This window comes from Streptomyces sp. NPDC048612 (assembly GCF_043199295.1).
In the GTDB taxonomy this organism is placed as follows: Bacteria; Actinomycetota; Actinomycetes; order Streptomycetales; family Streptomycetaceae; genus Streptomyces.
The window spans coordinates 176069-201352 of record NZ_JBICVV010000009.1 but is presented as its reverse complement, the minus strand read 5'-3'; the positions used below and the strand labels follow the sequence as shown (position 1 = coordinate 201352).

Sequence of the window (25284 nt, the reverse complement as noted above, 5' to 3'; positions counted from 1 at the left end):
AGGGCGGGCCGAGGCGGAAAGGACTCTTCCGCCGGGACATACCGACTGGTTAGTCTGCCGTAGGCCGAACCGACCCGACCGAGGGAGATCCAGCGTGGCAGCCGTACGGGACAAGAGCGTGGTCGTGACCGGGGCGGGCGGGGGCATCGGCGCCGCGCTGGCCCGCCGGTTCGCCGCCGAGGGCGCCCGGGTCGTGGTCAACGATCTGGACGAGGCGAAGGCGAAGCGGACCGCTGACGAGATCGGCGCGGTCGCGGTCGCCGGGGACGCCTCCACGGTCGTCCCCGCCGCCCGCGAGGCGCTCGGCGGCGCCATCGACGTCTTCTGCGCCAACGCCGGGGTCGGCACCGGCGGCGGGCCCGAGGCGTCCGAGGCGGACTGGGAGCTGGCCTGGGACGTCAATGTCATGGCGCATGTCCGGGCCGCCCGTGAGCTGGTGCCGGAGTGGCTGGAGCGCGGCAGCGGCCGCTTCGTCTCCACGGTGTCCGCGGCCGGCCTGCTCACCATGGTCGCCGCCGCCCCGTACAGCGTCACCAAGCACGGTGCCTACGCCTTCGCCGAGTGGCTCTCGCTGACCTACCGGCACCGCGGTATCGACGTCCACGCCATCTGCCCGCAGGGCGTCCGCACCGACATGCTGGCCGCCACCGGCACCGCCGGGGACCTCGTGCTCACCCCGACCGCCGTGGAGCCCGAGGACGTTGCCGAGGCGCTCTTCGCGGCCATGGCGGAGGGCCGCTTCCTGGTCCTGCCGCACCCGGAGGTCGCCGGCTATTACGCCACGCGCGCCGCCGAACCCGACCGCTGGCTGACCGGGATGAACCACCTCCAGCAGAAGCTGGAGCAGGCCGAGGGCCGCTCCTAGCAGCCGGGCCGGCGGCCCCTGCCGCCCACCCCACCGCACCTCAGCCGTTGCCCCGCAGGGATGATCGGGCGATCAGGAAGAAAGGGCCGCACCTCGATGACCTCCTACCAGGACAAGCCGTGGCTGGCACAGCTCAGCGACGCCCAGCGCGCCCCCGTGCAGCCGCCCCCCTCGGCGCTGCACGCCTTCCGGACCGCGGTGGCCCGGGTCCCCGACCGTACGGCGCTCGCCTACTTCGACGGCCGGCTGTCCTACGCGGAGACCGACGCGCTCTCCGACGGCATCGCCGCCCACCTCGCCGAGCGCGGCTTCCGGCGCGGCGACCGGGCCGCGGTCATGCTGCAGAACACCCCGCACTTCGTGCTCGCCCTGCTCGGAGTGTGGAAGGCGGGCGGGGTGGTGGTGCCCGTCAACCCCATGTACAAGTCCGCCGAGATGCGGCACATCCTGGACGACGCCGAGGTCACCGCGGTCATCTGCGCCGACCGCGCCTGGGACGGCTTCCTGCGCGCCACCGCGGCCGGGGCACCGTCCGTACGGATCGTGCTCACCGCCCATGAGGGGGATCTGCAGACCCGCGACGACCGGCGGGTGCTGCACGGCGAGCGGCTCGGGCCGCAGCAGGACGCCGACGACCTGCTGGCCGTGGCCCGTCAGGCGCGGACACGGGAGGCGCCCGCCGACCCGGAGTTCACCGCCGGCGACCTCGCGCTGATCAGCTACACCTCGGGCACCAGCGGCACCCCCAAGGGCGCCACCAACACCCACGGCAACATCACCTACAACGCCGAACGCCAGCGCACCGGTCTGGGCCTCCCCGACGGCGCCACCTACTTCGCGCTCGCCCCGCTCTTCCACATCACCGGCATGGTCTGCGAACTGGCGGCCTGTATCGCCAACCGGGGCACCCTCGTGCTCGCCTACCGCTTCGAGGCGGGCGTCGTCCTGGACGCCTTCCTGGAGCACCGCCCCGCCTACACGGTCGGCCCGTCGACCGCCTACATGGCGCTGATGGCGCACCCCGAGGTCACCCCCGACCACTTCGCGTCGTTCCGGACCATGTCGTCGGGCGGTGCGCCGCTGCCGCCCGCCCTCGTCGAGAAATTCCGTACCGGTTTCGGGCCCTATGTCCACAACGGCTACGGCCTGACCGAGTGCACCGCCCCCTGCGCCAGCGTCCCGCCGGGCCGGGAGGCGCCGGTCGACACGGTCTCCGGCACGCTCGCCGTCGGCGTCCCCGGCCCCGACACCGTCGTCCGGATCATCGGCGAGGACGGCCGGGACCTGCCGTTCGGCGAGCAGGGCGAGATCGCGGTCCGCGGCCCCCAGGTGGTCCCGGGCTACTGGCGCCGCCCGGACGCCACCGCCGAGGCGCTCCCCGGCGGCGAGCTGCGGACCGGCGACATCGGCTTCATGGACACCGACGGCTGGCTCTATGTCGTCGACCGCAAGAAGGACATGATCAACGCGTCCGGCTTCAAGGTCTGGCCCCGCGAGGTCGAGGACGTGCTCTACGGCCACCCCGCGGTGCGTGAGGCGGCGGTGGTCGGGGTGCCCGACGCCTACCGCGGCGAGTCGGTGAAGGCGTACGTCAGCCTGCGGCCCGGCACCTCGGCGGACCCCGCCGAACTGGCCGCCTACTGCAAGGAACGGCTGGCGGCGTACAAATATCCCCGTGCGGTGGAGATCCTGGCCGAGCTTCCCAAGACCACGAGTGGCAAGATCCTCCGACGGGAGCTGCGCCACCGCGCATGACGAGCACGAAGGACAGGTGAGGGCGATGGCCGGCACGAAGGACGGCAACGGCAACGGCGGGGCGAAGCCGGTGGCCCAGCGGCTGCTGGCCACCGCCACCAGGCTCTTCGCCGAGCAGGGCTATGACCGGACCTCCGTCCAGGAGATCGTCGACGCGGCGGGTGTGACCAAGGGCGCCCTCTACCACTACTTCGGCTCCAAGGACGATCTGCTGCACGAGGTCTACGGCCGGGTCCTGCGGCTCCAGCAGGAGCGGCTGGACCACTTCGCGGACGCCGACGAGCCGGTGGCGCAGCGACTGCGGGACGCCGCGGCGGATGTGGTCGTCACCACCATCGAGAACCTCGACGACACCAAGATCTTCTTCCGCTCGATGCACCACCTCGGACCGGAGAAGGACAAGCAGGTGCGTGCCGAGCGGCGGCGGTACCACGAGCGGTTCCGGGCCCTGGTCGAGGAGGGGCAGCGCACCGGCGTGTTCGCCGCCGACATCCCCGCCGATCTGGTCGTGGACTACCACTTCGGCTCCGTGCACCACCTGGGCACCTGGTACCGCGAGGACGGGCCGCTCAGTCCGCAGCAGGTCGCCGACCACCTCGCCGATCTGCTGCTGCGGGCGCTGCGGCCCTGAGCCGGGGCCGCGCCGTTCCACGGCTCCGCAAATTTGTTGGATTGCGAGCAGGACGAGTGGGCATGCGCCCCCGGACGATGACACTCGAGGGGCGGTCACGATCAGGGGCTGTTCTCATCCCGGGCCCGTGGCTAAGGTATGGATAGTACTGCTATCTACTGATGTGGGTGCCCCTTGCCTGAAGTGACACTGTTTCTCCGGGAGTACGCACGGACGCGCCGGGAGGTCGGGGCGATCGCTCCCAGCAGCCCCCGGCTCGGCAGGGCCCTCACCCGCTACGTGATCCCCAGCCCCGGCAGCTCACGCGCAGTCCTGGAGGTGGGGCCGGGCACCGGGGCCGTCACCCGCCACATCGCGGGCTCCCTCGGCCGGCTGGACACCCTCGACCTGGTCGAGGCCAACCCGCGCTTCGTCGACCGGCTGCACGGTGCCTACGGCGCCGACCCGCGGCTCCAGTTCCGCACCGGCCTGGTGCAGGACCACGACCTCGGCACCTACGACACGATCGTCTGCGGACTGCCGTTCGCCAACTTCGACGCCCCGACCACCGCGGACATCTTCGACCGGCTGCTCGGCGCCCTGCGGCCGGGCGGCACGCTGTCCTTCTTCGGCTACGTGGGCGGGGCGACCGCGCGCCGCACGTTCACCGGACGCGCGGCGCGCGCCCACGTCCTCGACGGGCAGAACACCCTGCGCCGCATACTGGACCGGCACACCTTCCGCTCGGAACTGGTGCTGGGCAATCTGCCGCCGGCCCGGGTGTACCACCTGGCACCGGTCAGCGCCCCCGCCCACCCGGCGTGAGGCCGCGCCGGCGAAGGGGACGGAGACCTGTCGGCAGCGGCCGGCCGGAACCCGGGGAATCCGGGTCCGGCCGGCCGCTGTCGTGTGTGCCGCCGTGTGCGCCTAGAGGTAGCGCTTCAACTCCCGGCGCGCCAGCGACCGTTGGTGCACCTCGTCCGGGCCGTCCGCCAGCTGGAGCGTGCGGGCCCCGGCCCACAGCTCGGCCAGCGGGAAGTCCTGGCTGACGCCGCCCGCGCCGTGCAGCTGGACCGCCTTGTCGAGGATGTCCACGACGGTGCGCGGGGTGGCGATCTTGATGGCCTGGATCTCGGTGTGCGCGCCCTTGTTGCCGACGGTGTCCATCAGCCAGGCGGTCTTCAGCACCAGCAGCCGCAGCTGCTCCACCGCCACCCGGGCGTTCGCGATCCACTCCTGGACCACGCCCTGCTGGGCCAGCGGCTTGCCGAAGGCCGTACGGGCCACCGCGCGGCGGCACATCAGCTCGATGGCGCGCTCGGCCATCCCGATCAGCCGCATGCAGTGGTGGATACGGCCTGGGCCGAGCCGGGCCTGGGCGATGCCGAAGCCGCCGCCCTCCTCGCCGATCAGGTTGCTCGCCGGCACCCGGACGTCGCGGAAGACCACCTCGGCGTGGCCGCCGTGGTAATGGTCCTCGTAGCCGTAGACCTGCATCGCGCGCCTGACCTCGACACCGGGGGTGTCGCGCGGCACCAGGATCATCGACTGCTGGCGGCGCAGGTCCGGGCCGTCCGGGTCGGTCTTGCCCATCACGATGAAGATCTGGCACAGCGGGTTCATCGCCCCGGAGATGTACCACTTGCGCCCGTTGATGACGTAGTTGTCGCCGTCCCGCGCGATATGCGTCTCGATGTTGGTGGCGTCCGACGAGGCCACCTCCGGCTCGGTCATCGCGAACGCCGAGCGGATCTCGCCCGCCAGCAGCGGCTCCAGCCACTGCTTCTGCTGCGCCTCGCTGCCGAACTGTGCCAGCACCTCCATGTTGCCGGTGTCCGGCGCCGCGCAGTTCAGCGCGGTGGGCGCCAACTGCGGGCTGCGGCCGGTGATCTCGGCCAGCGGCGCGTACTGGAGGTTGGTCAGCCCGGCGCCGTGCTCCGCGTCGGGCAGGAAGAGGTTCCACAAACCCTGCCGCCGCGCCTCGGCCTTCAGCTCCTCGACGACCGCCGGGGTGTCCCACGGTGAGGCGAGCGCGGCCCGCTGCTCGTGGGCGGTCCGCTCGGCGGGGTAGACGTGCTCGTCCATGAACGTCAGGAGTCGCTCGCGCAGTTCCTCGGTGCGGGCGTCGAATGCGAAGTCCATGGGTGCCTCAGCCTTCCTTCAGGGTGGTGAGTCCGCGGTCGATGAAGACGGGGACGAGTTCGCCGATCCGGTCGAACCCGGCGCCGACGGTCTGGCCGAGCGTGAAGCGGTAGTGGATGCCTTCGAGGATCACGGCGAGCTTGAACCAGGCGAACGCCGTGTACCAGGGGAGGGCGGAGGTGTCCCGGCCGGACCGGGCGGCGTAGCGCTCGACCAGCTCGGCCGGCGCCGGATGCCCCGGGGCGCCGCTGGTGGTGCTCACCGGCGACTGCGGCAGGTCCAGGTCGGTGCTGTACATCACCAGCAGGCCGAGGTCGGTCAACGGGTCGCCGAGCGTGGACATCTCCCAGTCCAGCACGGCCTTGAGGGTGTCGGCGCCCTCCTGCGGTCCGTGCGTCCCCGGGGGGCCCGACGGACCGATCAGGACGTTGTCGAGGCGGTAGTCGCCGTGCACGACGGACGGTGCGGGCGAGGTGGGCAGCGCCCGGCCCAGTGCCTCGTGCAGGGCGTCGATGCCCGGCAGCTCGCGGTTCTTCGACGCGGCCAACTGCTTGCCCCAGCGCCGCAGTTGGCGCTCCAGGAAACCGTCGGGCCGGCCGAAGTCGCCGAGTCCGACCGCCTCCGGGTCCACCGCGTGCAGCTCCACGAGGGTGTCGACCAGGGACAGCACCACGGCGCGGGTGCGCTCCGGGCCGAGCGGGGCGAGCTGTGCGGCGGTGCGGTACGGGGTCCCCTCGACCAGCTCCATCACGTAGAAGGGTGCGCCGATGACCGACTCGTCCTCGCACAGCAGCAGCGTCTCCGGCACCGGGACCGGTGTCCGGTGCAGCGCGCTGATCACCCGGTGCTCGCGCCGCATGTCGTGGGCGGTGGCCAGCACATGGCCGAGCGGCGGCCGGCGGACGACCCAGGAGGCGGTGCCGTCGGTGACGCGGTAGGTGAGGTTGGACCGCCCGCCCTCGATCACCCGCGCGAGCAGCGGGCCGCCGGCCAGCCCCGGCCGCTCCCGGTCCAGATGCTCCCGCAATCGCGCCAGGTCGAGGCCGGGAGGGTCCTCCCGGTCCCGGTCCTGCGGGGGAGGGGTGCCCTTGCTCATCGTGCTCCTCCGTACGGAGTGGACGGTCCATCGGTCGCTGGCACCGATCATGCCGACTAGTCGGTATGGCGTCCAGTGCCGGAGCGTGGGGCGTCGGTCACGCGATGTCTCCTCCGCCGTACCGCGCGCGGGGTGCGCTCCGTACGGGAACTCCGGCTGCCCCGCCCTCCGGGACCACGGCCCGGCTCAGGCGTGGCAGGCCATCGGCACCCCACCGTTGAGCACCGTCATGTCCGCGAAACCGGCGAGCGGGTCGAGCGGGGCGCCCGGCGCGGCCCCGGCCAGCTCCGCGTACGCCCGGTGCAGGTTCGCCACCAGCCGCTCGCTCTCGGCCAGCTCGGCGAACGGGCCGAGATCGGCCCGCTGTGCCGTCTCCAGCGGGGTGCGCCCGGCCGCCCGGCCCTCCTGCGCCAGCTCGCCCACGAACCGCAGATAGCGCTCGATCCCGTCGTAGACCCCGGGGTCGGCCACCGGACCGTGCCCGGGGACGACGGTGACCGCGTCCAGCTCCCGCAGCGTCTGCACGGCGCGCAGCGAGCCGGTCAGCGAGCCCATGAAGACGAACGGGGTGCCGCCGTGGAAGACCAGGTCACCGGCGAAGACGATGCGCTCCTCGGGCAGCCAGACCAGGGTGTCGCCGGTGGTGTGCGCGACGCCCGGATGGATCAGCCGCACCTCGATGCCGCCGACGTGCAGGGTCAGGGTGTCGGTGTAGGTGACCTCGGGCGGGGTGAGGCGGATGTCGCCGTACGCCACCTCCGGCCAGACGGCGTGCAGTTGATGCCCGGCGGCCAGCAGTTCACGGCGGCAGGCGGCGTGCCCGATCACCGTCGCCTCGGGGGCGAAGACGGCGTTGCCGTAGGTGTGGTCGCCGTGGTGGTGGGTGTTGACCACCGTGCGGGGCGCCGGGGCGCCGCTCTCGGCGATCCTCCGGCGCAGCAGGCGGGCCCGGCGCTCGGTGGCGGCGGTGTCCACGACCAGGGTGGCGTCCCCGTCGGTGACGAAACCCGCGTTGTTCAGGCACCAGCCGCCGTCCGGCTGGATGAACGCATGGACACCGGCGGCGAGTTCGGTGAGATAGGGCTCGGGGACGGCGGGCTCGGCAGCCGGCGGCGGGCCCTCGGGGGTGCCGGTGCCGGGCGGTTCCGCGGTGTCCGCACCGGTCGCGGCGGGGCCGGTGGGCCGTGCCGCCGGTGGGGTCCCTGCCGCCGTGCGCCGTGCCGTCGCGTCGTCCATGCGGGTGTGCCCTTCGTCCGATGCCCCGTCACTTCCCGCTGCCGTGACCGGGGGCGGGGCCCGTCCGGTGCGCGCGGGGGTCGTGTCACGGTACCGCCGTCCCCGCCCGCCGGGCGCCGCGCCCCGGCGTCAGCGGCCCGGCCGCGCCAGGATCACCGCACCGCACAGCGCCAGCGTCAGGGTGCAGCCGACCAGCAGCAGCGCGGTCCGCGGCGGCAGCGCCGGCGGGCGGCCGGCGGCCATCGCCCGCATCCGGTGGTGCGAGACGGCCACGAAGGCCGCCCACAGCAGCCCCGTCAGCACCGACGCCACCACCTGGACGGGGCCCGGGGCGTCGCGGTGCAGCAGCTGGCGGCCGGCCAGCACCGCCACCACCGTGGCCGACAGCGTGGTGCGCCGCCACGCCAGCCGGGTCCGCTCCGGCTGCAGCCCGGGGTCCCGGTCCGGGGCCGGACGCGGCGCCCCGGCGCCCGGCGGGTGTCCGTCCGCCATCGGCTAGCCGGTCCGGCCCAGCAGCACCAGCACCACCATCGCGCCCGCCAGCAGCCCGACGCCCAGCGCCAGCGCGCTCGGGAAGCGGGTGACCGGCAGGTCCTCGCCGCGCCGCATGGCGCGCTCACAGCGCACCCAGTGGTTGACCGCCCGCAGCGCGCACAGCGCGCCGCCCACCAGCAGCACGACGGTGAAGGTCAGCCGCAGCCCCTCGTGCAGCCGGGGCAGGAACTGGTCCACCGCGAACCCGCCGCCGACCAGCGCCAGCCCGGTCCGCAGCCAGGCGAGGAAGGTGCGCTCGTTGGCCAGCGAGAAGCGGTAGTCGGGGGTCACCCCCTCGTGGCTGATCCGCGCGGGCGAGAGCCACAGCCGTACGGCCGCGCCGACCGACCGCAGCCCGCCGGTGCGGCTCATGGCCGGGGGCCCGGCGTCCGGCCCGTCCGGTGTGCCGGGCGCATCAGACCTCCCCCGCCTCCCGCCGGGCGAGCAGCTGCCGGTAGGCGGCCGTCCCGTCCGGCGTCCACGGCCACTCGTCGAGCCGCCGGATCAGCTCCTCCTCGGGCAGGAAAGCGGACCAGTCGATCTCCGACTCCTGCGGGGCGACCGGCAGGGTGCAGCGCACCTGGTAGACCGCGGACCACCAGGTGTGCTCGGCCGTCTCGTAGAGGAACTTGAACAGCGGCTCGGGCGGCGCCAGCCCCTGCACCCCCAGCTCCTCCTCGGCCTCGCGCAGCGCCGCCCGGTCATAGCTCTCGCCGGCGCCGACCACACCACCCACGAACATGTCGTAGTGCCCGGGGAAGACGAGCTTCTGGGGTGTACGGCGGTGCACGAAGATCCGGTCCTCGGCGTCGCGGACCAGGACGAAGGCGGCGCGGGTGCGCATCCGGCGGGCGTAGGTCTCGCCGCGTGGGGCCTGCCCCACGACCTGATCGTTCTCATCGACGACGTCGAGGATCTCGTCCGCGTTGAGCGGTTGCTGATCGGTCATGGAGCCATGCAATCACCGGGGACCGGGGGCGCACCCGCCGGGGCGGGGCCGGCCGGCGAATCCGGCCGCGGGGGCGGGACACGAGGTGGGCCCGGACGGGGGAGGGGCCGCGGGGCCGTACGGGGGAGCGGCGGCACCGCGGCGCGGGACACCGCGCCGGGCCGGGCGCCGTGCGGCGGGGCGCCTCAGCGCGGCTGCATCTCCCGGGCGTTCTCCCGCTGTCCGGCGCCCGGGGGCATCGCCGGATGGCTGCCGATCAGCACGATGCCCGCGACGACCGCCACGATGCCCGCCACCTCCCAGGCCAGCGCGGCCGGCGTCACCCGCAGCTGGTCGCCCAGGAACCCCACCCCGCAGAGGATGCCGGCCAGCGGCTGGGCGGCGGTCAGCGCCGGCAGCGACAGCCGCAGCGGCGCCGACTCGAAGGCGCTCTGCACCAGCACCAGCGCCAGCACCCCGAGCACGACGATGGCGTACGGCTGCCAGCTGGTGAGCAGGGCCGACCAGCCGCCGTTCCCGAAGCGCTCCCCGCTGATCCGGGTCAGCGCGTCCTGCAGCCCGTAGATCAGCCCGGCGGCGACGCCCAGGAGCGCGGCCTCCAGGCTCACATGGACCCGCTCCCGCTTGGCGACCGCCGCCAGCAGCAGGGCGGTGCCCAGCACCACGCCCATGATCAGCCACTGCCACATCGGATCGGCGTTGCTGCGCCCGCCCTGCGGCTGCCCGGCCACGATGAAGGCCGTCACGCCGCCCGCCAGCAGCCACAGCCCGGCCCAGCCGCTCCGGCCGAGCCGCTGCCGGGTCAGCCGCCGGGACAGCGCCATCGCGAACAGCAGATTGGTCGCCAGCAAGGGCTCCACGAGGGTGATGTCGCCCATCCCCAGCGCCACCGCACCGAGCGCCATCCCGACCACCATCAGCCCGATACCGGCCACCCACAGCGGCATCCGCACCAGGTCGAGCAGCAGGCGCAGGGACAGGAAGTCCTTCATCGGGGCGTGCTGCGCCGCGGCCTGCTGAAACACGAAACCGAGTCCCAGACAGCAGGCCGCTCCAAGGGCGAGCAATATCACCGTCACGTCGCACCTCGTATCGCGCGGGGTGGGGGATGCGCCAGAGGATAGTCATCCGGCGTCGGGCGTGGCGTGGCCCTGGTCACCCACCATTGTCCCGCGTGCCTCGGTGTACCACCCGGTAACCCATGGTTGACGCGGCAGTCGGGTGCGCTGAGGATCGTTCCACCCACCGCGGCCGGGGGCGCCGGGCGTGCCCCGTTGAGGAGAAGCAGAGATGGCGTACGACGCTGATGTGATCGTGATCGGAGCCGGGCTCGCGGGGCTGGCGGCCACCGCGGAACTGGTGGACGCGGGACGCAAGGTGATCCTGCTCGACCAGGAGCCCGAGCAGTCCCTCGGCGGACAGGCCCACTGGTCCTTCGGCGGTCTCTTCCTGGTGGACTCCCCCGAGCAGCGCCGCCTGCGCATCCGCGACAGCCACGCGCTGGCCTGGCAGGACTGGCTGGGCACGGCCGGCTTCGACCGGCCCGAGGACCACTGGCCGCGCAAGTGGGCCGAGGCCTATGTCGACTTCGCCGCCGGGGAGAAGCGCGCCTGGCTGCACCGGCAGGGCGTACGGCTGTTCCCCGTGGTCGGCTGGGCCGAGCGCGGCGGCTACGACGCGACCGGGCACGGCAACTCCGTGCCCCGCTTCCACATCACCTGGGGCACCGGGCCCGGTCTGGTCGCGCCGTTCGAGCGCCGGGTGCGGGCCGGGGCCGCCCGCGGCCTGGTGGAGCTGCGGTTCCGCCACCGGGTGACCGGGCTGTCGCGCAGCGCGGGGAGCGTGGACACCGTCAGCGGCGAGGTCCTGGAGCCCTCGGACGCCGAGCGCGGCCGGCCCAGCAGCCGTGAGGTGGCCGGCGCCTTCGAGCTCAGGGCCCAGGCCGTGATCGTCACCTCGGGCGGTATCGGCGGCAATCACGAGCTGGTGCGCGCCAACTGGCCCGAGCGGCTCGGCACCCCGCCGCGGCGGATGCTGTCCGGGGTCCCCGCGCATGTGGACGGCAGGATGCTGGGCATCGCCGAGGCGGCCGGCGGCCGGATCATCAACCGTGACCGGATGTGGCACTACACCGAGGGCATCGACAACTGGAACCCGATCTGGCCGCAGCACGGCATCCGGATTCTGTCCGGCCCGTCGCCGCTGTGGCTGGACGCCCGCGGCAAGCGGCTGCCGGTGCCGCTGTTCCCCGGCTTCGACACCCTCGGCACGCTCGAACACATCATGCGCACCGGCCACGACCACACCTGGTTCGTGCTCACCCAGAAGATCATCGAGAAGGAGTTCACCCTCTCCGGCTCCGAGCAGAACCCGGATCTGACCGGCAAGAGCATCCGGGACGTGCTGGGCCGGGCCAGGGCCGGGGCGCCGGGCCCGGTGCGGGCGTTCATGGACCACGGCGCGGACTTCGTCGTCGAGCGGTCGCTGACCGACCTGGTGCGGCGGATGAACGAGCTGACCGGCGAGCCGCTGATCGCGGAGGACGCGCTGCGCGGCGAGATCGTCGCCCGTGACCGCGAGATCGCCCACCCCTTCACCAAGGACCTCCAGGTGACGGCGATCCGCGGGGCGCGCAAGTACCTGGGCGACCGGCTGATCCGCACCGCGGCGCCGCACCGGATTCTCGACCCCAAGGCGGGCCCGCTGATCGCCGTACGGCTGAACATCCTCACCCGCAAGACGCTCGGCGGCCTGGAGACCGACCTCTCCTCGCGGGTGCTGGCCGACGGCGGGGAGCCTCTGCCGGGCGTGTACGCGGCGGGCGAGGCGGCCGGGTTCGGCGGTGGCGGGGTGCACGGCTACCGCTCGCTGGAGGGCACCTTCCTCGGCGGCTGCCTCTTCTCCGGGCGTACGGCGGGGCGGGCGGCGGCCCGTGCGGTGTCCTGACGGGGCGGCGGCACGGGGGACGGGGCAGGTGCGGGACGGCGGCCGGTGGCGGGGAGGCGGTGCGGGGGTGCGGGGGTGCGGGGGTGCGAGGGGCGCGGACGGGGTGCGGTGCCGCCGGGTTCCGTTGGCTGTTCGCTCAATTCCGTGATACGGAAGGGGGGTTGGCGGATTCAGCCATTCCCCTTCCCGTCTTGACGCGGAGCTCTACGTAGCGCTTTGCTTTGCGTGATGACTGGTGCGGACCAAGCCATCACCCTCTGTAGAGGCGCGTGCGATCCGGTCCACCCCACTGAGGACGACTCAGGGGGTCGGTCTGGCCGGTGCGGCGCGTCATGGAGCCCCTGACCCGTGATTTCGATTTCCCCATCGCCCACGCCACCGCCGCCGCTCAGACGCCCCCGCCGTCCGGCCGGCCCGGTCCTCGCCCCGGCCCTGGACGACGCCCAACTGGCCATCGCCGCCGACGCCCTGGCGCTCGGCCAATGGGCCCGGGTGCGCAGCCTGCTCGCCGAGACCGGTGAGGACTGGGACCTGCGCGGACACCGGTTAACCGTGCTGGCCACCTCGCCCGGCGGCGCCGCCTGGGCCGGCGACTGGCGGCTCGCCGAACCGGACAGCGGCGACGCCGCGACCCTCCTGGCCCTCGCCACCGTCCGGCTCGCCCTGCACGGCGAGGCCGGCACCGGGGCGGCCGCGGAGGCCTGCGCCACCGCCGCCCGGATGCTGCCCGAGGACCCCACCCCGTGGCTCGGCGCGCTGATCCTCGCCCGCCGCACCGGCACCCCGGCCGACCGGGAGCACGCCTTCCGGCAGATCCGCGCCCGGCACCGCGACCACCACCACGCACACCACCTCATGGCGGCCGCGCTGGCCGAGGAGCAGCCGGGCACCCGCGACGACCCGCGGCACCCGGCCCACGCGTTCGCGGCCCGGGCCGCGGCGCGCGCCCCCGCCGACTCGCCGCTCGCCCTCCTCCCCGTCGTGGCGCACACCGAGCGCTACCGGGTACTGGCCGCAGCCGCCCCGGCGCGCCGCGGACGGCCGGACCGCGGCCACTGGTCCACCCCGCGCGCGCACCGGATTCTGCGGGACGCCTACGACTGGTGGCTGGAATGGGGCGGCGAGGAGCACCCCCGCGGCAAGGTCGATCTCAACTTCCTCGCCCACGCCACGTTCCAGGAAGGGTGGATGGCCGAGGCCGCCGCGCTCTTCCAGCGCATCGGCCCGCACCCCACCCGTGCGCCGTGGTCGTACGCGGGCCGGGACGCCGACGGCGCGTTCCGGGCCGCACAGGCCACCGCCCTCCGCCGGGCCGGGGACACCACCGCACCGTGCCCCCGCGGTCATCGGTGACGAAAGTCTGACGCCGGGGCCGGGACGCTGGCCCCGGCGCCCGCCCGGTGCTCGAATCGGGGCATGACCAGGGACACGAAACCGGACCGCGCGGCGGGCGGCGGCGCGGACGGGCAGGGCGCCCCCGTGGGCCGCCGGGTGGTGCTCGGCATGCTCGCCGCCGGTGCCGCCGGGGTGGCCACCGCCCCCTTCCTCCAGCGCGCCTACGACAGCGCCCTCGGCACCGCCGCGCAGAAGGACCCCACCGGCCTGTCCGGCCTGCTCCCGGGCGGCGGCGGATTCCGCTACTACTCGGTGACCGGTTCCGTACCGGAGAAGAACGCGGGCAGCTACCGGCTCACGGTCGACGGCCTGGTGCGCCACCGCGGCAGCTACCGCCTCGCCGACCTGCGCAGGATGCCGCAGACCCGGCTGGTGCGCGACGTCCAGTGCGTCACCGGCTGGCGGGTGCCCGGCACCCCCTTCGAAGGCGTCCGGCTCGCCGACCTGCTCGACGCCGCGGGCGTACGCCCCGAGGCCAAGGCCGTCCGTTTCACCTGCTTCGACGGCGCCTACAGCGAGTCCCTCACCCTCGAACAGGCCCGCCGCGACGACGTCCTGGTCGCCCTGCGGATGCAGGACAAGCCGCTGGCCCACGCGCACGGCGGACCGGTGCGCCTCTATGTCGCGCCCATGTACTTCTACAAGTCGGCGAAGTGGCTCTCCGGGATCACCGTCACCGATCACGTCGAGCCCGGATACTGGGAGGACCGCGGATATGACGTCGACGCCTGGGTCGGCCGGTCGAACGGACGCGACGATGCCCCCACGACCTGACGGCCCCGCCGCCCCCGCGCCCGAGCGCCCCCGCGTCCCGCGCTTCACCCGGGCCGAACACCGGGTGCACCGGGCCACCGCGACCCTGATGGCCGTCTGCGTCCTCACGGCGGGCTGCCTCTACCTCCCCTTCCTGGCCGAACTCGTCGGCCGCCGCGCCCTGGTGGTCACCGTCCACGAGTGGTCCGGCCTCCTGCTGCCCGTCCCCGTGCTGCTGGGCCTCGGCTCCCGCGCGCTGCGCGCCGACCTCACCCGCCTCAACCGCTACGGCCCGCACGACCGCCGGTGGCTGCGGGCCGCGCTCCGCCGCCGGGGCGCGCGGCCGGCCGGGAAGTTCAACGCCGGGCAGAAGCTCTACGCCGCCTGGATCGCCGGTGCGGTGCTGGTGATGCTCGGCACCGGACTGCTGATGTGGTTCCACGGCCTCGCCCCGCTGGCCTGGCGCACCGGCGCCACCTTCGTCCACGACTGGCTCGCGCTCGCCGTGGTCCTGGTGATCGCCGGGCATGTCGGGAAGGCCTTCGGCGACCCCGAGTCCCGCCGCGGGCTGCGCACCGGGTCGGTCGACGCGCAATGGGCCCGGCGCGAGCATCCGTTGTGGGAGCACGAGAACAACACCCCCTAGGGAAGCCCCTGTTGCAGAGACTTCTGTGCAGAGAACTCTATGCAGAGGAGTCTCTGCAACTCTAGGCTGTCGGCTCATGAGCGAAGCCCCTGAGCCGGACCACCCGCAGCCGGCGTCCGCCGCCCCGCCCGTGCGCCGTATGGACGCCCGCAGTCTGCGTGGGCTGGCCCACCCCCTGCGGATGCGCATCCTGGACCTGCTGGCCCTCGACGGCGCGGACACCGCCACCGGACTCGGGCGGCGCCTCGGTGAGAACACCGGCACGGTCAGCTGGCATCTGCGCCACCTCGCCGACCACGGCTTCATCGAGGAGGAGACCGGCCGCGGCACCCGGCGCGAACGCTGGTGGCGGGCGGTGCGGGTGGCCCACCGCCTCGACACCAACGACTTCCGTGACGACCCCGACAGCCGGGGCGCCCTGGCGGTCTACCTGCACGAGACCGTCCACCGGGACTTCGGCCAGGTCACCACCTACCTCGCCGAGGACTGGAGCCCGGAGTGGCGCGACGCCGGGACCCTCTCCCGCTGGCAGGACCTCCGCCTGACACCGGACCAGCTGGCTGCTCTGAACGCGGAGTTGGAGGCGGTGGTGGTCCGGCACCGGGCGGCGGCCGGGGGCGGGGCGGCGCCCGACGCGGAGACGGCCCGGCCCGTGATGGTCCAGCTGCAGTCCTTCCCCCGCCGGGAACGGGACGAGCGGTGAGCGGACTCCTGCGCCGGCACCGCGACTTCCGGCTGCTGTGGTGCGGGGAGACGGCGGGGAAGTTCGGGGCCGCGGTCAGCACGGTGGCGATGCCGCTGGTGGCGGTGTCCACCCTGCACGCCGGCACCTTCGCGGTCGGGCTGATCGGCGCCTGCGGCTGGCTGCCCTGGCTGCTGATCGGCCTCCCGGTCGGGGTGTGGGTGGACCGGGTGCGCCGCCGTCCGCTGATGCTGGCCGCCGCCGCCCTGTCGGTGCTGCTCTTCGCCGCCGTACCGCTCCTGGCCCGGTCCGGCGGGCTCACCCTCGGTCTGCTGGGCGCCGTGGCCCTGCTGACCGGCGCCGCCGCGGTGCTCTTCCAGACCGCGTACAGCGCCTACCTCCCGACCCTGCTCGCCCCGGACGACCAGGCCGAGGGCAACGCCCTGCTGCACGGCAGCGCCTCCGCGGCCCAGATCGCCGGACAGGGCACGGGCGGCCTCCTCACCCACCTCGCGGGCGCCGTCAACGGGCTGTTCGCCCATGCCGCCACCTTCCTCGTCGCGCTGCTGTGCCTGCTCGGCATCCGGCACCGCGAACCCCGCCCGGCCGCCCGGGAGGGCGCACCGCGGTCGCTGACCGGCGAGATCGCCGAGGGTGTGCGGCTGGTCGCCGGTGACCGGTGGTTCCGTACGCTGACGCTCTTCGGCGCCGCCTCCAACCTCGCGCTGATGGGGTACCAGTCCCTCACGGCGGTCTTCCTGGTCCGGGAGGTCGGACTGCCGCCCGGCGCGGTCGGCGGGCTGCTGGCGCTGGCCAGTACGGGCGGCATCGCCGGTGCGTTCGTGGTGCGCCGCATCGCCGCCCGGCTCGGCACCGCCCGCACCATGCTCCTGTGCGAACTCGGCGTCCCCAGCGCGGCGCTGCTCATCCCGCTCACCTCCCCGGGCGCGGGGACGCTGCTCTACGTGGCGGGCAGCTTCGGCGTCTCCGCGGGAGTGGTCGCCGGCAACATCCTCAAGGCGAGCTTCCAGCAGAGCTACTGCCCGCCGGCGCTGCTCGGCCGGCTGGTCGCCAGCAGCGCGTTCCTCAACTACGGCACCCTGCCGCTGGGCGCGCTGCTCGGCGGGGCGCTCGGCTCCGCCCTCGGCGTCCGCACCGCGCTGTGGATACTGACCGCCGGGGTGCCGCTGGCCGCCCTGATCCTGCTGTTCTCGCCGGTCCGGACGGTCCGGGACCTGCCGGTGCGCCCGGCGGAGGAGGAACACGGCGAGCCCGGCCCGGGGGCTGCGGAGCGCGGCCGGGCGCCGGCCCGCCGCTGAGGCGCAGCGGGTGCCCGTACGGTCAGGCCGCCGGTGGCTCCGCCGCCGGCAGTTCGACCTCGAAGCGGCAGCCCGCCCCGGTGTTCCGTACCGTCGCCCGGCCCTCGTGGGCCGCCACGATGCCGCGGACGATCGCCAGGCCCAGCCCGGCGCCGCCCTGGCCGTCCGCCCGCGGGGTGCGGGCCGCACCGCCGCGCCAGCCGGTGTCGAAGACCCGCGGCAGATCCTCCGGCGGGATGCCGCCGCAGCCGTCCTCGACCGCGAGCACCACCCTGCCCTCCTCGTGGCGGGCGCTGACCGCGACGGTGCCATCGGCGGGCGTCGCACGGATCGCGTTGACCAGCAGATTGCCCAGTACGCGGGTGATCTGCTGGGCGTCGACGCGTACCGGCAGCGGCACCACCCCGCCGTCCACCAGGCGCACCCCGCCCGCCCGCGCCAGCGGCCCGGCCCCGGCCAGGGCCTCGTCCACCAGGTCGTACACCGACACCCGCGACAGCGTCAGGGCCAGCGCCCCGGCCTGGATACGGGACAGTTCGAAGAGGTCGTCGACCATCGCGGCCAGCCGGTCCACCTCGATGCGCATCCGGGCGTGATAGCGCGCGGTGTCCTCGGCGACCCCGTCCTCCAGCGCCTCGGCCATCGCCCGCAGCCCGGCGAGCGGGGTGCGCAGATCGTGCGAGATCCCGGCGATCAGCTCGCGCCGGGAGGCGTCCAGCGCCCGTTCCCGCTCCCGTGCCTCGGCGAGCCGTCCGCTGGTCTCCTCCAACGCCCGTGACAGCGCGGCGAGTTCGGCCGTCGGGGGCTCGGCGGGCGCCACGAAGCCGCCCTCGCTGCCGACCGTACGGGCCGAGCGCGCCAGCTCCCGGCTGCCCGCCGCGATCCGCCGCCCGAAGAGCAGCGCCGCCGCCAGCGACACCACCCCGGAGACGGCCACCACGGCCATCACCACGCCCAGGTCGTGCCCGGACAGGAACATCGCCTGGGCGACCGCCACCGTCCCCGCCGCCATCGCGGCCACCGCCAGCGCCGCCACCGCGAACAGCGACAGCACCACCGAGCGGCGCCGCAGCGCCCGTACCGCGGGCGCGGCGAGCAGCCCCGCCAGCGCCGCGCCGAGCGCCGCCAGCGCCACGATCACCAGGAAGTCCGTCACGGCAGTCCGCCTCCCGTCAGGGGTCCGTCCTCCGGCGGCTCGTCGGCCGCCGGGTCGAAGCGGTAGCCGGCGCCCCACACCGTCCGCACCAGCCGGGGCGCGGCCGGATCGGCCTCGATCTTCTCGCGCAGCCGCCGCACATGGACGGTCACCGTCGACAGATCGCCGAACTCCCAGCCCCAGACCTGGTGCAGCAGCTCCTCCCGGGAGAAGACCCGGCCCGGATGGCGCATCAGGAAGACCAGCAGGTCGAACTCGCGGGCGGTGAGGGAGAGCGCCCGCCCGGCCCGGTCGGCCCGCCGGCCGCCGGGGTCGGCGCACAGGTCCCCGGCCCGCAGCACGGCGGCGGGTGCCGCGGGCGGCGGCGAGGCCTCCGCGCGGCGCAGCACCGAGCCGATCCGCAGCACCAGCTCGCGCGGGCTGAACGGCTTGGTCACATAGTCGTCCGCGCCCAGCTCCAGGCCGAGGATGCGGTCCGCCTCCTCGCCGCGCGCCGTCAGCATCACCACCGGCACCGCGGGCCCGTCGCCGCGCCGCAGCCGGCGGCACACCTCCAGGCCGTCGATGCCCGGCAGCATCAGATCCAGCACGACGAGATGCGGACGGAACTCCGCGGCCCGGTCGAGGGCGGCGAAGCCGTCGGCGGCGTGTGCCGTGGTGTAGCCGGCGCGGGAGAGATAGCCGGTGACGACCTCGGCGACGGTCGGATCGTCCTCGACCACCAGGACACGGCGCGGCGGCCCGTGGGCGGGGACGGGCGGCGGCGCGGAGGGCGGTGTGGCGGGGTGCACGGGGTCAGTGTGCCCTTCCGGGGAGGTGCGTCATGGCCCCAGCCAACACCACCGGGGACGGGCGGGGCCCGTCCGTCCCGGGTCCGTAAGAATCCGGTAACCGGCGGCGCCACCCGGGACGGACGCGGCCGCGGCCCGCTGCCTCAGCTCTCCAGCCCTTCCCGCACCCGCCGCGACACCTTGATCGCGTACAGGTCGAGGACACCCGGCGGCTCCGCGAGGCCGGGACCGCCGGCCCGAATCCAGGCGGCGATGTCCGCCAGCGCCTCGTCGTCGTTGACCAGCCCCAGCCAGACGGGCCGCCCGCCGGCCGCCCGCCCCGCGGGTGACGGCTGGACCACGACCACATTGGCCTGGTCGCAGACGTCCAGGCACTCCGAGGCGCGCACCGGCGCCGCCCCGTCGAGTGCCGCGCGCAGGCGGGGTATCTGCCCGGCGTGGTCGACGCCCGGGATCTTGGCCGCGTCGCCGCAGCAGCAGCCACGGCACACGGTGACCCGGCACGGGGCCGTGGCGGCGGTCGGTCCGGCAGGCTTTTTGATCACCGCGTCATGCTACGTGGGCCGTTGTGGCGTCCGGCGCCGGGATAGAAACCCGGCCGGCAGGGATAGACATCCGGCATGCACCTGACCGAATCCCACCCCCGGCCCGGCTCCTCGCCGCGGCGCACGATCCCCGGCCCGGCCGGACTCCCCGTGCTCGGCTCGATGCTCGACCTCCGGCGCGACTCCCTCGGCACGTTCTTAGCCGCCCGGCGCGCGCACGGTGACGTGGTCCGTCTGGAAGCCGGGCCGCCCGGCCTGCGCAGCGTCTTCCACGCGGTGTTCGCACCCGAGGGCGTACAGCAGATCCTGGCCTCCCAGGCCGCGAACTTCCGCAAGGACCACCCGCTCTACGAGGAGGTCCGGCAGGCCTTCGGCAACGGCCTGCTGACCAGCCAGGACGCCGACTACCGCAGACAGCGGCGACTGGTGCAGCCGCTGTTCACCACGCGCCGGGTCGACGGCTACGCCTCGGCGGTGACCACCGAGGCCGCCGCCCTCGCCGACCGCTGGCGCACCGCGGACGCCACCGTGGACCTGGTCCCCGAGATGAACCGGCTGGCGCTGCGCACCGTCTCCCGCATCCTCTTCGGCCTGGACGCCGAGGCGGCGGTGGACGCCGTCCACCGCTGCGCCCCGGTCATCAACGCCTATGTCGTACGGCGGGCTTACGTCCCCGTGAAGATCCCGCGCGAGTGGCCCACCCCGGGGAACCTGCGGGCGCGGGCCGCCACCGACGAGCTGAACGCGCTGTGCGACCGCATCGTGGCGGACCGGCGGGCCGCGCGCGCCACCGCCGGGGGCACGGACGGCGACGGCGGGGACCTGCTCTCGCTGCTCGCCGCGGCCGGCAACGCCGAGGACGGCTCCCTGGACGCGACCGAGGTCCGCGAACAGGTGCTGATCTTCCTGCTGGCCGGGCACGAGACCACCGCGACCTCGCTCGCCTTCACCCTGCACCTCCTCGCCCGCCACCCCGGGGAACAGGCCCGGGTCCGTGCGGAGATCGACCGGGTACTGGGCCACCGCCCACCCACGGCCGCCGACTTGGACCGCCTGCCGTATCTGACGCAGACGCTCAAGGAGTCCATGCGGCTCTATCCGGCGGCGCCGGTCATCAGCCGCCGGGCCGTGGCCGCCACCGAGATCGGCGGATACCGCATCCCGGCCGGTGCCGATGTGGTCGTCGCGCCCTGGGTCACCCACCGCGACCCGGACCTGTGGGCGGACCCGGAGCGCTTCGACCCGGGGCGCTTCGCACCGGAGCGGGAGGCGGAGCGGCACCGCTACGCCTGGTTCCCGTTCGGCGGCGGGCCGCGTGCCTGTATCGGCCGGCACTTCTCGATGCTGGAGTCCGTGCTGGCGCTGGCTGTGCTGCTGCGCGCGTACGAACTCGACGCCGTGGACGAGGAGGTGCCGGTCTCTGCCGGTATCACCCTCCAGGCGACCGGCCCGGCGCGGGTGCGCCTGCGGCCGCGCGCCGGGGCGGGGGAGTAGCGGCTCGGGACGCCGCCCGGAGGAAAGGTAAACGCAACAAAAAATGCGTTTGCTTTTCGGTGGCGTCCCCCGTACCGTCAGTGCCGTTCCTGTTGCCGCCGATCGGAGAAGGCCGTTGCTCGTCTGAGGTCCTGAGACACCGCGCCCGTGAGCGGTGATCCGCGCTGCGCCTCCGGCATCCGGAGCGGCGGATCATGCCTCGCGCGGCCCGTCCTGACCTCGGCGTACCCCTACGGCGTACCCCGGCGCACCCGGCGTTCCGACGCGGTGTCTCCCAGCGCAGTCCACACCCTTCTCACCCGCGCCCAGGAGACCCGTATGTCCATGTCCTCCGCGTCCGCCGCCTCCATCGTCTGCACCGGCCTCGGCTTCACCTGGCCCGACGGCAGCCCCGTCCTGGCGGACTTCCCGCTGACCGTCGGCCCCGGCCGCACCGGCCTGATCGGCCTCAACGGGGCGGGGAAATCCACCCTGTTGAAGCTGATCGCGGGCGAACTCACCCCCACCGAGGGCACCGTCAAGGTCGCCGGCGAGGTCGGCTACCTCCCCCAGCGCGCCCCGCTCGACACCGCCCTGCGGGTCGACGAGGCGCTCGGCATCCACACCGCGCGCGCCGCGCTGCACGCCATCGAGGGCGGCGACGCGAGCGAGGAGCACTTCACCGCCGTCGGCGACGACTGGGACGTCGAGGAGCGCGCCCGCGCCACCCTCGACCAGCTCGGACTGACCGGCATCGACCTCGACCGCACCATCGGCGAGGTCTCCGGCGGCGAGTCCGTGCTGCTGCGGCTGGCGGCCCTGCTGCTGCGCCGCCCGGACGTCCTGCTGCTCGACGAGCCCACCAACAACCTCGACCGGGCGGCCCGGCAGCGGCTGTACTCCGCGGTCGCCGGCTGGTCCGGAGTGCTCGTCGTGGTCAGCCACGACCGCGAACTCCTCGAACACGTCGACCGGATCGCCGACCTCCGCGACGGCGAGGTCCACTGGTACGGCGGCAACTTCAGCGCCTACGAACGGGCCCTGGCCGTCGAACAGGAGGCGGCCGAGCGGATGCTGCGGGTCGCCGAGGCCGACGTCCAGCGCCAGAAGCGGGAACTGGCCGACGCCCAGATCAAGCTGGCCCGCCGGGTCCGCTACGGCAACAAGATGAGCGCCAACAAGCGCGAGCCCAAGATCGTGATGAACGAGCGCAAGAGGGAGGCCCAGGTATCGGCGGGAAAGCACCGCACCCTGCACACCGAACGCCTCAAGGAGGCCAGGGACCGGCTGGACGAGGCCGTCGAGGCGGTCCGGGACGACGACGAGATCCGTATCGACCTGCCGCACACCGCCGTGCCGCCGGGCCGGACCGTCCTCACCCTCCAGGGCCTGCGCACCCGTTACGGCGGCCGCGCCGACCTGGAGCTGCGCGGCCCCGAACGGGTCGCGCTGACCGGCCACAACGGCTCCGGCAAGACCACCCTGCTGCGGACCGTCGCCGGTGAGGTCCCCCCGGAGGCCGGTACGGCCGAGACCCATGTCCCCTACCGCTTCCTGCCCCAGCGGCTGGAGGTGCTCGACCCGGAGCTGACCGTCGCCGAGAACGTCGCCCGCTTCGCCCCGGACGCCACCAACAACCGCATCCGGGCCCGGCTCGCCCGCTTCCTGTTCAAGGGCGCCCGCGCCGACCAGCGGGCCGGCACGCTCTCCGGTGGCGAACGCTTCCGCGCCTCGCTCGCCGCGCTGATGCTGGCCGAACCGGCCCCGCAGCTGCTGCTGCTCGACGAGCCGACGAACAACCTCGACCTCGCGTCGGTCCGCCGGCTGGTCACCGCCCTGGAGTCCTACGAGGGCGCGCTCCTGGTCGTCAGCCACGACCCGGCGTTCCTCCGGGACCTCGGCATCACCCGCTGGCTGTCGACGGACGGGGGCGAACTGACCGACACCGCCCCGCTGTAGCGGGTGCCGGGGCGGGACCGGGCCCACCGGTCCCGCCCCCGCCCCACCCCGCCGGAAACCGGTTGCCGCACCCCTCCCCGTGCGCCATGATCCTCCGCATGACCTACAGGAAGGGCGGCCACCGCCCCACCCGATGACCGCGCGGACCCCGGGCCAGGCCCCGGTCCCCGCCCCGTCAGCCGCCGACCCCGCCCGCCGCGCGATGACCGCGGCGATCGTCGACGGCTCCGTCCGCATCCTGGGCGACCCGGCCCGCAGCGCCGTCTTCGACGCGGTACGCGCCGAGCCCGACGGCCCGGTCACCCACGAGCTGACCGGACTGACCGGCCACCGGCGTCCCGCCGTACGCCGCACCGCGCTCACCCTGCTCGGCGAGCTGGCCTACAACGGTCCCCACCCCTGGCCGGGCCCGGTCGAGGCGGCGGCGGCCCGGCTCCACGACCCCGACCCCGAGGCCCGCCGGGCCGCCGCCCGCCTCCTCGTGCGCGCCGGCGGCACCGACCGGGCCCGCACCGCCCTCGACACCCACCCCGACCCCGCCACCCGCCTCACCCTGGCCGACGCCCTCCTGCTCCACGCACGCCACACCCCCGGCCCGCCCGGCCCCCTGCGCACCGACCCGCTCCCCGCCATCCGCCTGCTCGTCTGCGTCGAGGAACTGCGCACCGCACCGGAGGAGGAGTGGTCCGCCCTGGACGCGCAGACGGTGGCGGAGGTCGCCGCCCTGTCCACCCGTGACGCGGACCCCACCCTCGCGTACGGCACCCGCTGGGGCGACGCCCTGTTCCGGCAGGACCGCGAGCGGCACTGCTACACCACCGCCGCCCGGCTCCTGGCCGGCGCCGCGGGCGCCCACGGCCGGCGGACCGGCTTGCAACTCGCCCGCCGGGCCCTCCAGGTGTGGCGGGCCGCCCCCGAGGCCCTGACCCCGCACCTCACCGGCCTGGCCCGCACCGCACCGCCCGCCCTGCGCGACCTCGCCGTCGACACCCTCTGCGCCTCCCGCACCGCCACCCGCCTGGCCGCCGACGACCTGGCGGCCCTGCTGCCCGCCACCCAGCACGCCTGCCCCACCACGGCCTGGGAGATCGCCTACGCCCTCGCCACCGTCGACGACCCCCGCGCCGCCCCGTATGTGCACGCCCGTCTGGCGTCGGGGGAACCGCCGGCCGGGGCGGTCGCCGCCGTACGCGGCCTGATGCGCTCAGGGACCGCCGACCCCGGCCAACTCCTCCCGTTGATCAGGCGGTTGCTGCAGTCCGGCGATCCGCACGCGATGCCGGCGGCCACCGCGCTGAGCGCGGACCTCGGCCCCGCGGCGGCGCCCTGCGTCCCCGACCTCGTCGAGGCGCTCCGCGCCGAGTCCGCCCGGCGCGACACCCAGGGCACCGAGTGGGCCGGACATCGTGAACTCCGCCTGGTCAGCACGCTCGGCCGGATCGGCGCCCCCGCCGCGGCCGCGGTACCGCTGCTGGAACGGCTCACCCGCGCCTCCCGGCAGCGCGCCGGCTACCGGGAACTCGCCCTCTCCCGGATCACCGGCGAGCGCCACCACATCGAGTCCGCGCTGCGCGCCCCGTCCCGGCTGCGGGGCTATGTCCCCGACTCCTCGGCGCTGTTCACCTGGCTGCTCGACCACGGCGGCCTGACCCCGGACCAGTCCCGCCGGCTGCGGGACCTGGTGTTCGCCCGCCCCGGCGGTATGCAGGTGCACGGGGCGCGGGCGGTATGGCGCCAGGAGGGACCGGCGGCCGCCGCCGACCTGCTCGCCGTCCTCCCGCAATACCTCGACGACGACCTCTTCGGCCCCGCCGCCATGGCCACCCTCGCGGCCATGGGGGAGCACGCCCGCCCGGCCCTCCCGCACCTTCGCGCACTCCTCGACCGACGCACCCGGCTCCCGCTCTGCGCCGGTTCCGAGGACGCCGACATGAACGCCGACGAGCACCTCCTCGAAGCCGCCCGCCGGACGGCCACCGCCCTCAACGCCTAGACACACCGGCCCCGGACGCGCCCCCGAACAGCCCCAGCGTCTCCCCGCACTGGGAATGCAGCGGCTCCGGCGGCGCGTCCGGGGCGAACCAGCCGAGGGCGTCGAACTTGTGCGGTTCGCCGAGCGTCACCTCGTCCGGCGCCACCCGTACGGCGAACACCACCGCGACCCAGTGCGAGGCGACCGGCTCGCCGCGCAGCACATTGCGCACCCCGAGCTGCTCGATGCCGAGCGGCCGCACCCCGTACTCCTCCTGCACCTCCCGCGCCACGGCCGCCTCGAAGGACTCCCCGAACTCCAGCGCCCCCGCACCGCAGTCCCAGGTCCCCGGCTCGTCCCTGGCCCCGGCGCTCCGCCGGGCCAGCAGCACCCGCCCGGCGCCGTCATGGCACACGAAGACACAGGACACCTTCGGGCCCACTGCTGTCATCCCGCCCCA

The 25284-nt window shown here is 74.6% G+C and carries 24 protein-coding genes; 13 read left to right on the top strand and 11 right to left on the bottom strand.

Features of this window, described 5'->3' with window-relative positions; translation table 11 throughout:
• Positions 1-94: 94 nt before the first annotated feature.
• From ACGFN2_RS16690 to ACGFN2_RS16675, 4 genes are all read left to right on the top strand, one after another.
• A complete protein-coding gene (locus tag ACGFN2_RS16690) occupies positions 95-865 on the top strand; it encodes an SDR family oxidoreductase (protein WP_393360808.1) in 771 nt (256 codons plus the stop codon).
• A gap of 96 nt (positions 866-961) precedes the next feature.
• A complete protein-coding gene (locus ACGFN2_RS16685) occupies positions 962-2620 on the top strand; it encodes a class I adenylate-forming enzyme family protein (protein WP_393360806.1) in 1659 nt (552 codons plus the stop codon).
• A gap of 25 nt (positions 2621-2645) precedes the next feature.
• Positions 2646-3251 (top strand): TetR/AcrR family transcriptional regulator, encoded by a 606-nt coding sequence (locus ACGFN2_RS16680; protein WP_362608549.1) that lies wholly within the window; start codon positions 2646-2648, stop codon positions 3249-3251.
• A 183-nt stretch (positions 3252-3434) separates the two neighbouring features.
• On the top strand, positions 3435-4055 hold the full coding sequence (locus ACGFN2_RS16675) for a methyltransferase (RefSeq protein WP_362608548.1): 621 nt from the start codon (positions 3435-3437) through the stop codon (positions 4053-4055).
• Between the two features lie 102 nt (positions 4056-4157).
• Here ACGFN2_RS16675 and ACGFN2_RS16670 read toward each other — a convergent pair whose 3' ends face one another.
• The 7 genes from ACGFN2_RS16670 to ACGFN2_RS16640 form a co-directional block, all read right to left on the bottom strand.
• Positions 4158-5372: an acyl-CoA dehydrogenase family protein gene (locus ACGFN2_RS16670; RefSeq protein WP_393360804.1), complete on the bottom strand. Its 1215-nt coding sequence runs from the start codon at positions 5370-5372 to the stop codon at positions 4158-4160.
• A 7-nt stretch (positions 5373-5379) separates the two neighbouring features.
• Positions 5380-6468, bottom strand: coding sequence for a phosphotransferase family protein (locus ACGFN2_RS16665; protein WP_393360802.1), 1089 nt, complete (start codon positions 6466-6468; stop codon positions 5380-5382).
• A 186-nt stretch (positions 6469-6654) separates the two neighbouring features.
• Positions 6655-7704: an MBL fold metallo-hydrolase gene (locus ACGFN2_RS16660; RefSeq protein WP_393360800.1), complete on the bottom strand. Its 1050-nt coding sequence runs from the start codon at positions 7702-7704 to the stop codon at positions 6655-6657.
• Between the two features lie 129 nt (positions 7705-7833).
• Positions 7834-8196: a DUF202 domain-containing protein gene (locus ACGFN2_RS16655; RefSeq protein ID WP_393360798.1), complete on the bottom strand. Its 363-nt coding sequence runs from the start codon at positions 8194-8196 to the stop codon at positions 7834-7836.
• Between the two features lie 3 nt (positions 8197-8199).
• Positions 8200-8610 carry a DUF202 domain-containing protein gene (locus tag ACGFN2_RS16650; RefSeq protein WP_362608542.1) on the bottom strand — a complete coding sequence of 137 codons (411 nt, stop codon included), beginning with the start codon at positions 8608-8610 and terminating at the stop codon, positions 8200-8202.
• A 43-nt stretch (positions 8611-8653) separates the two neighbouring features.
• Positions 8654-9187 carry an NUDIX domain-containing protein gene (locus ACGFN2_RS16645; RefSeq protein ID WP_362608541.1) on the bottom strand — a complete coding sequence of 178 codons (534 nt, stop codon included), beginning with the start codon at positions 9185-9187 and terminating at the stop codon, positions 8654-8656.
• 185 nt (positions 9188-9372) lie between these two features.
• Positions 9373-10266 (bottom strand): DMT family transporter, encoded by an 894-nt coding sequence (locus ACGFN2_RS16640; protein ID WP_362608540.1) that lies wholly within the window; start codon positions 10264-10266, stop codon positions 9373-9375.
• Between the two features lie 211 nt (positions 10267-10477).
• On the opposite strand from ACGFN2_RS16640, the gene ACGFN2_RS16635 reads away from it, so the two are divergent.
• The 6 genes from ACGFN2_RS16635 to ACGFN2_RS16610 all read left to right on the top strand — a co-directional run bounded on the left by ACGFN2_RS16635 (position 10478) and on the right by ACGFN2_RS16610 (position 16928).
• Positions 10478-12133 (top strand): FAD-binding dehydrogenase, encoded by a 1656-nt coding sequence (locus ACGFN2_RS16635; RefSeq protein WP_393360795.1) that lies wholly within the window; start codon positions 10478-10480, stop codon positions 12131-12133.
• Between the two features lie 348 nt (positions 12134-12481).
• Positions 12482-13486: a hypothetical protein gene (locus ACGFN2_RS16630; protein ID WP_393360793.1), complete on the top strand. Its 1005-nt coding sequence runs from the start codon at positions 12482-12484 to the stop codon at positions 13484-13486.
• Between the two features lie 63 nt (positions 13487-13549).
• Positions 13550-14302, top strand: a complete 753-nt coding sequence (locus tag ACGFN2_RS16625; RefSeq protein ID WP_393360791.1) for a molybdopterin-dependent oxidoreductase — start codon at positions 13550-13552, stop codon at positions 14300-14302.
• Positions 14286-14927, top strand: coding sequence for a cytochrome b/b6 domain-containing protein (locus ACGFN2_RS16620; RefSeq protein ID WP_362608536.1), 642 nt, complete (start codon positions 14286-14288; stop codon positions 14925-14927). Before ACGFN2_RS16625 ends, ACGFN2_RS16620 begins: the two co-directional genes overlap by 17 nt.
• Positions 14928-15066: 139 nt before the next feature.
• Positions 15067-15630 (top strand): helix-turn-helix domain-containing protein, encoded by a 564-nt coding sequence (locus tag ACGFN2_RS16615; RefSeq protein ID WP_393360916.1) that lies wholly within the window; start codon positions 15067-15069, stop codon positions 15628-15630.
• Positions 15627-16928: an MFS transporter gene (locus tag ACGFN2_RS16610; protein ID WP_393360788.1), complete on the top strand. Its 1302-nt coding sequence runs from the start codon at positions 15627-15629 to the stop codon at positions 16926-16928. Before ACGFN2_RS16615 ends, ACGFN2_RS16610 begins: the two co-directional genes overlap by 4 nt.
• 22 nt (positions 16929-16950) lie before the next feature.
• Here the strand turns inward: ACGFN2_RS16610 and ACGFN2_RS16605 are convergent, their stop codons facing one another.
• The 3 genes from ACGFN2_RS16605 to ACGFN2_RS16595 form a co-directional block, all read right to left on the bottom strand.
• Entirely contained in the window at positions 16951-18084 is a 1134-nt protein-coding gene (locus ACGFN2_RS16605) for a sensor histidine kinase (protein ID WP_393360786.1), read from the bottom strand.
• Positions 18081-18875 carry a response regulator transcription factor gene (locus ACGFN2_RS16600; protein ID WP_393360784.1) on the bottom strand — a complete coding sequence of 265 codons (795 nt, stop codon included), beginning with the start codon at positions 18873-18875 and terminating at the stop codon, positions 18081-18083. The genes ACGFN2_RS16605 and ACGFN2_RS16600 overlap by 4 nt, the downstream gene beginning before the upstream one ends.
• 143 nt (positions 18876-19018) lie before the next feature.
• Positions 19019-19420 (bottom strand): (2Fe-2S) ferredoxin domain-containing protein, encoded by a 402-nt coding sequence (locus ACGFN2_RS16595; protein ID WP_393360782.1) that lies wholly within the window; start codon positions 19418-19420, stop codon positions 19019-19021.
• 75 nt (positions 19421-19495) lie between these two features.
• Here ACGFN2_RS16595 and ACGFN2_RS16590 point away from each other — a divergent pair, with 75 nt between their 5' ends.
• From ACGFN2_RS16590 to ACGFN2_RS16580, 3 genes are all read left to right on the top strand, one after another.
• Positions 19496-20914, top strand: a complete 1419-nt coding sequence (locus ACGFN2_RS16590) for a cytochrome P450 (RefSeq protein WP_362608526.1) — start codon at positions 19496-19498, stop codon at positions 20912-20914.
• Positions 20915-21232: 318 nt separating this feature from the next.
• Positions 21233-22852 (top strand): ABC-F family ATP-binding cassette domain-containing protein, encoded by a 1620-nt coding sequence (locus ACGFN2_RS16585; RefSeq protein WP_393360780.1) that lies wholly within the window; start codon positions 21233-21235, stop codon positions 22850-22852.
• Between the two features lie 133 nt (positions 22853-22985).
• Positions 22986-24845, top strand: coding sequence for a hypothetical protein (locus ACGFN2_RS16580; RefSeq protein ID WP_393360778.1), 1860 nt, complete (start codon positions 22986-22988; stop codon positions 24843-24845).
• On the opposite strand, the gene ACGFN2_RS16575 is transcribed toward ACGFN2_RS16580, so the two are convergent.
• Positions 24835-25275, bottom strand: coding sequence for an NUDIX domain-containing protein (locus tag ACGFN2_RS16575; protein WP_362608521.1), 441 nt, complete (start codon positions 25273-25275; stop codon positions 24835-24837). The genes ACGFN2_RS16580 and ACGFN2_RS16575 overlap by 11 nt on opposite strands.
• Positions 25276-25284 lie beyond the last annotated feature (9 nt).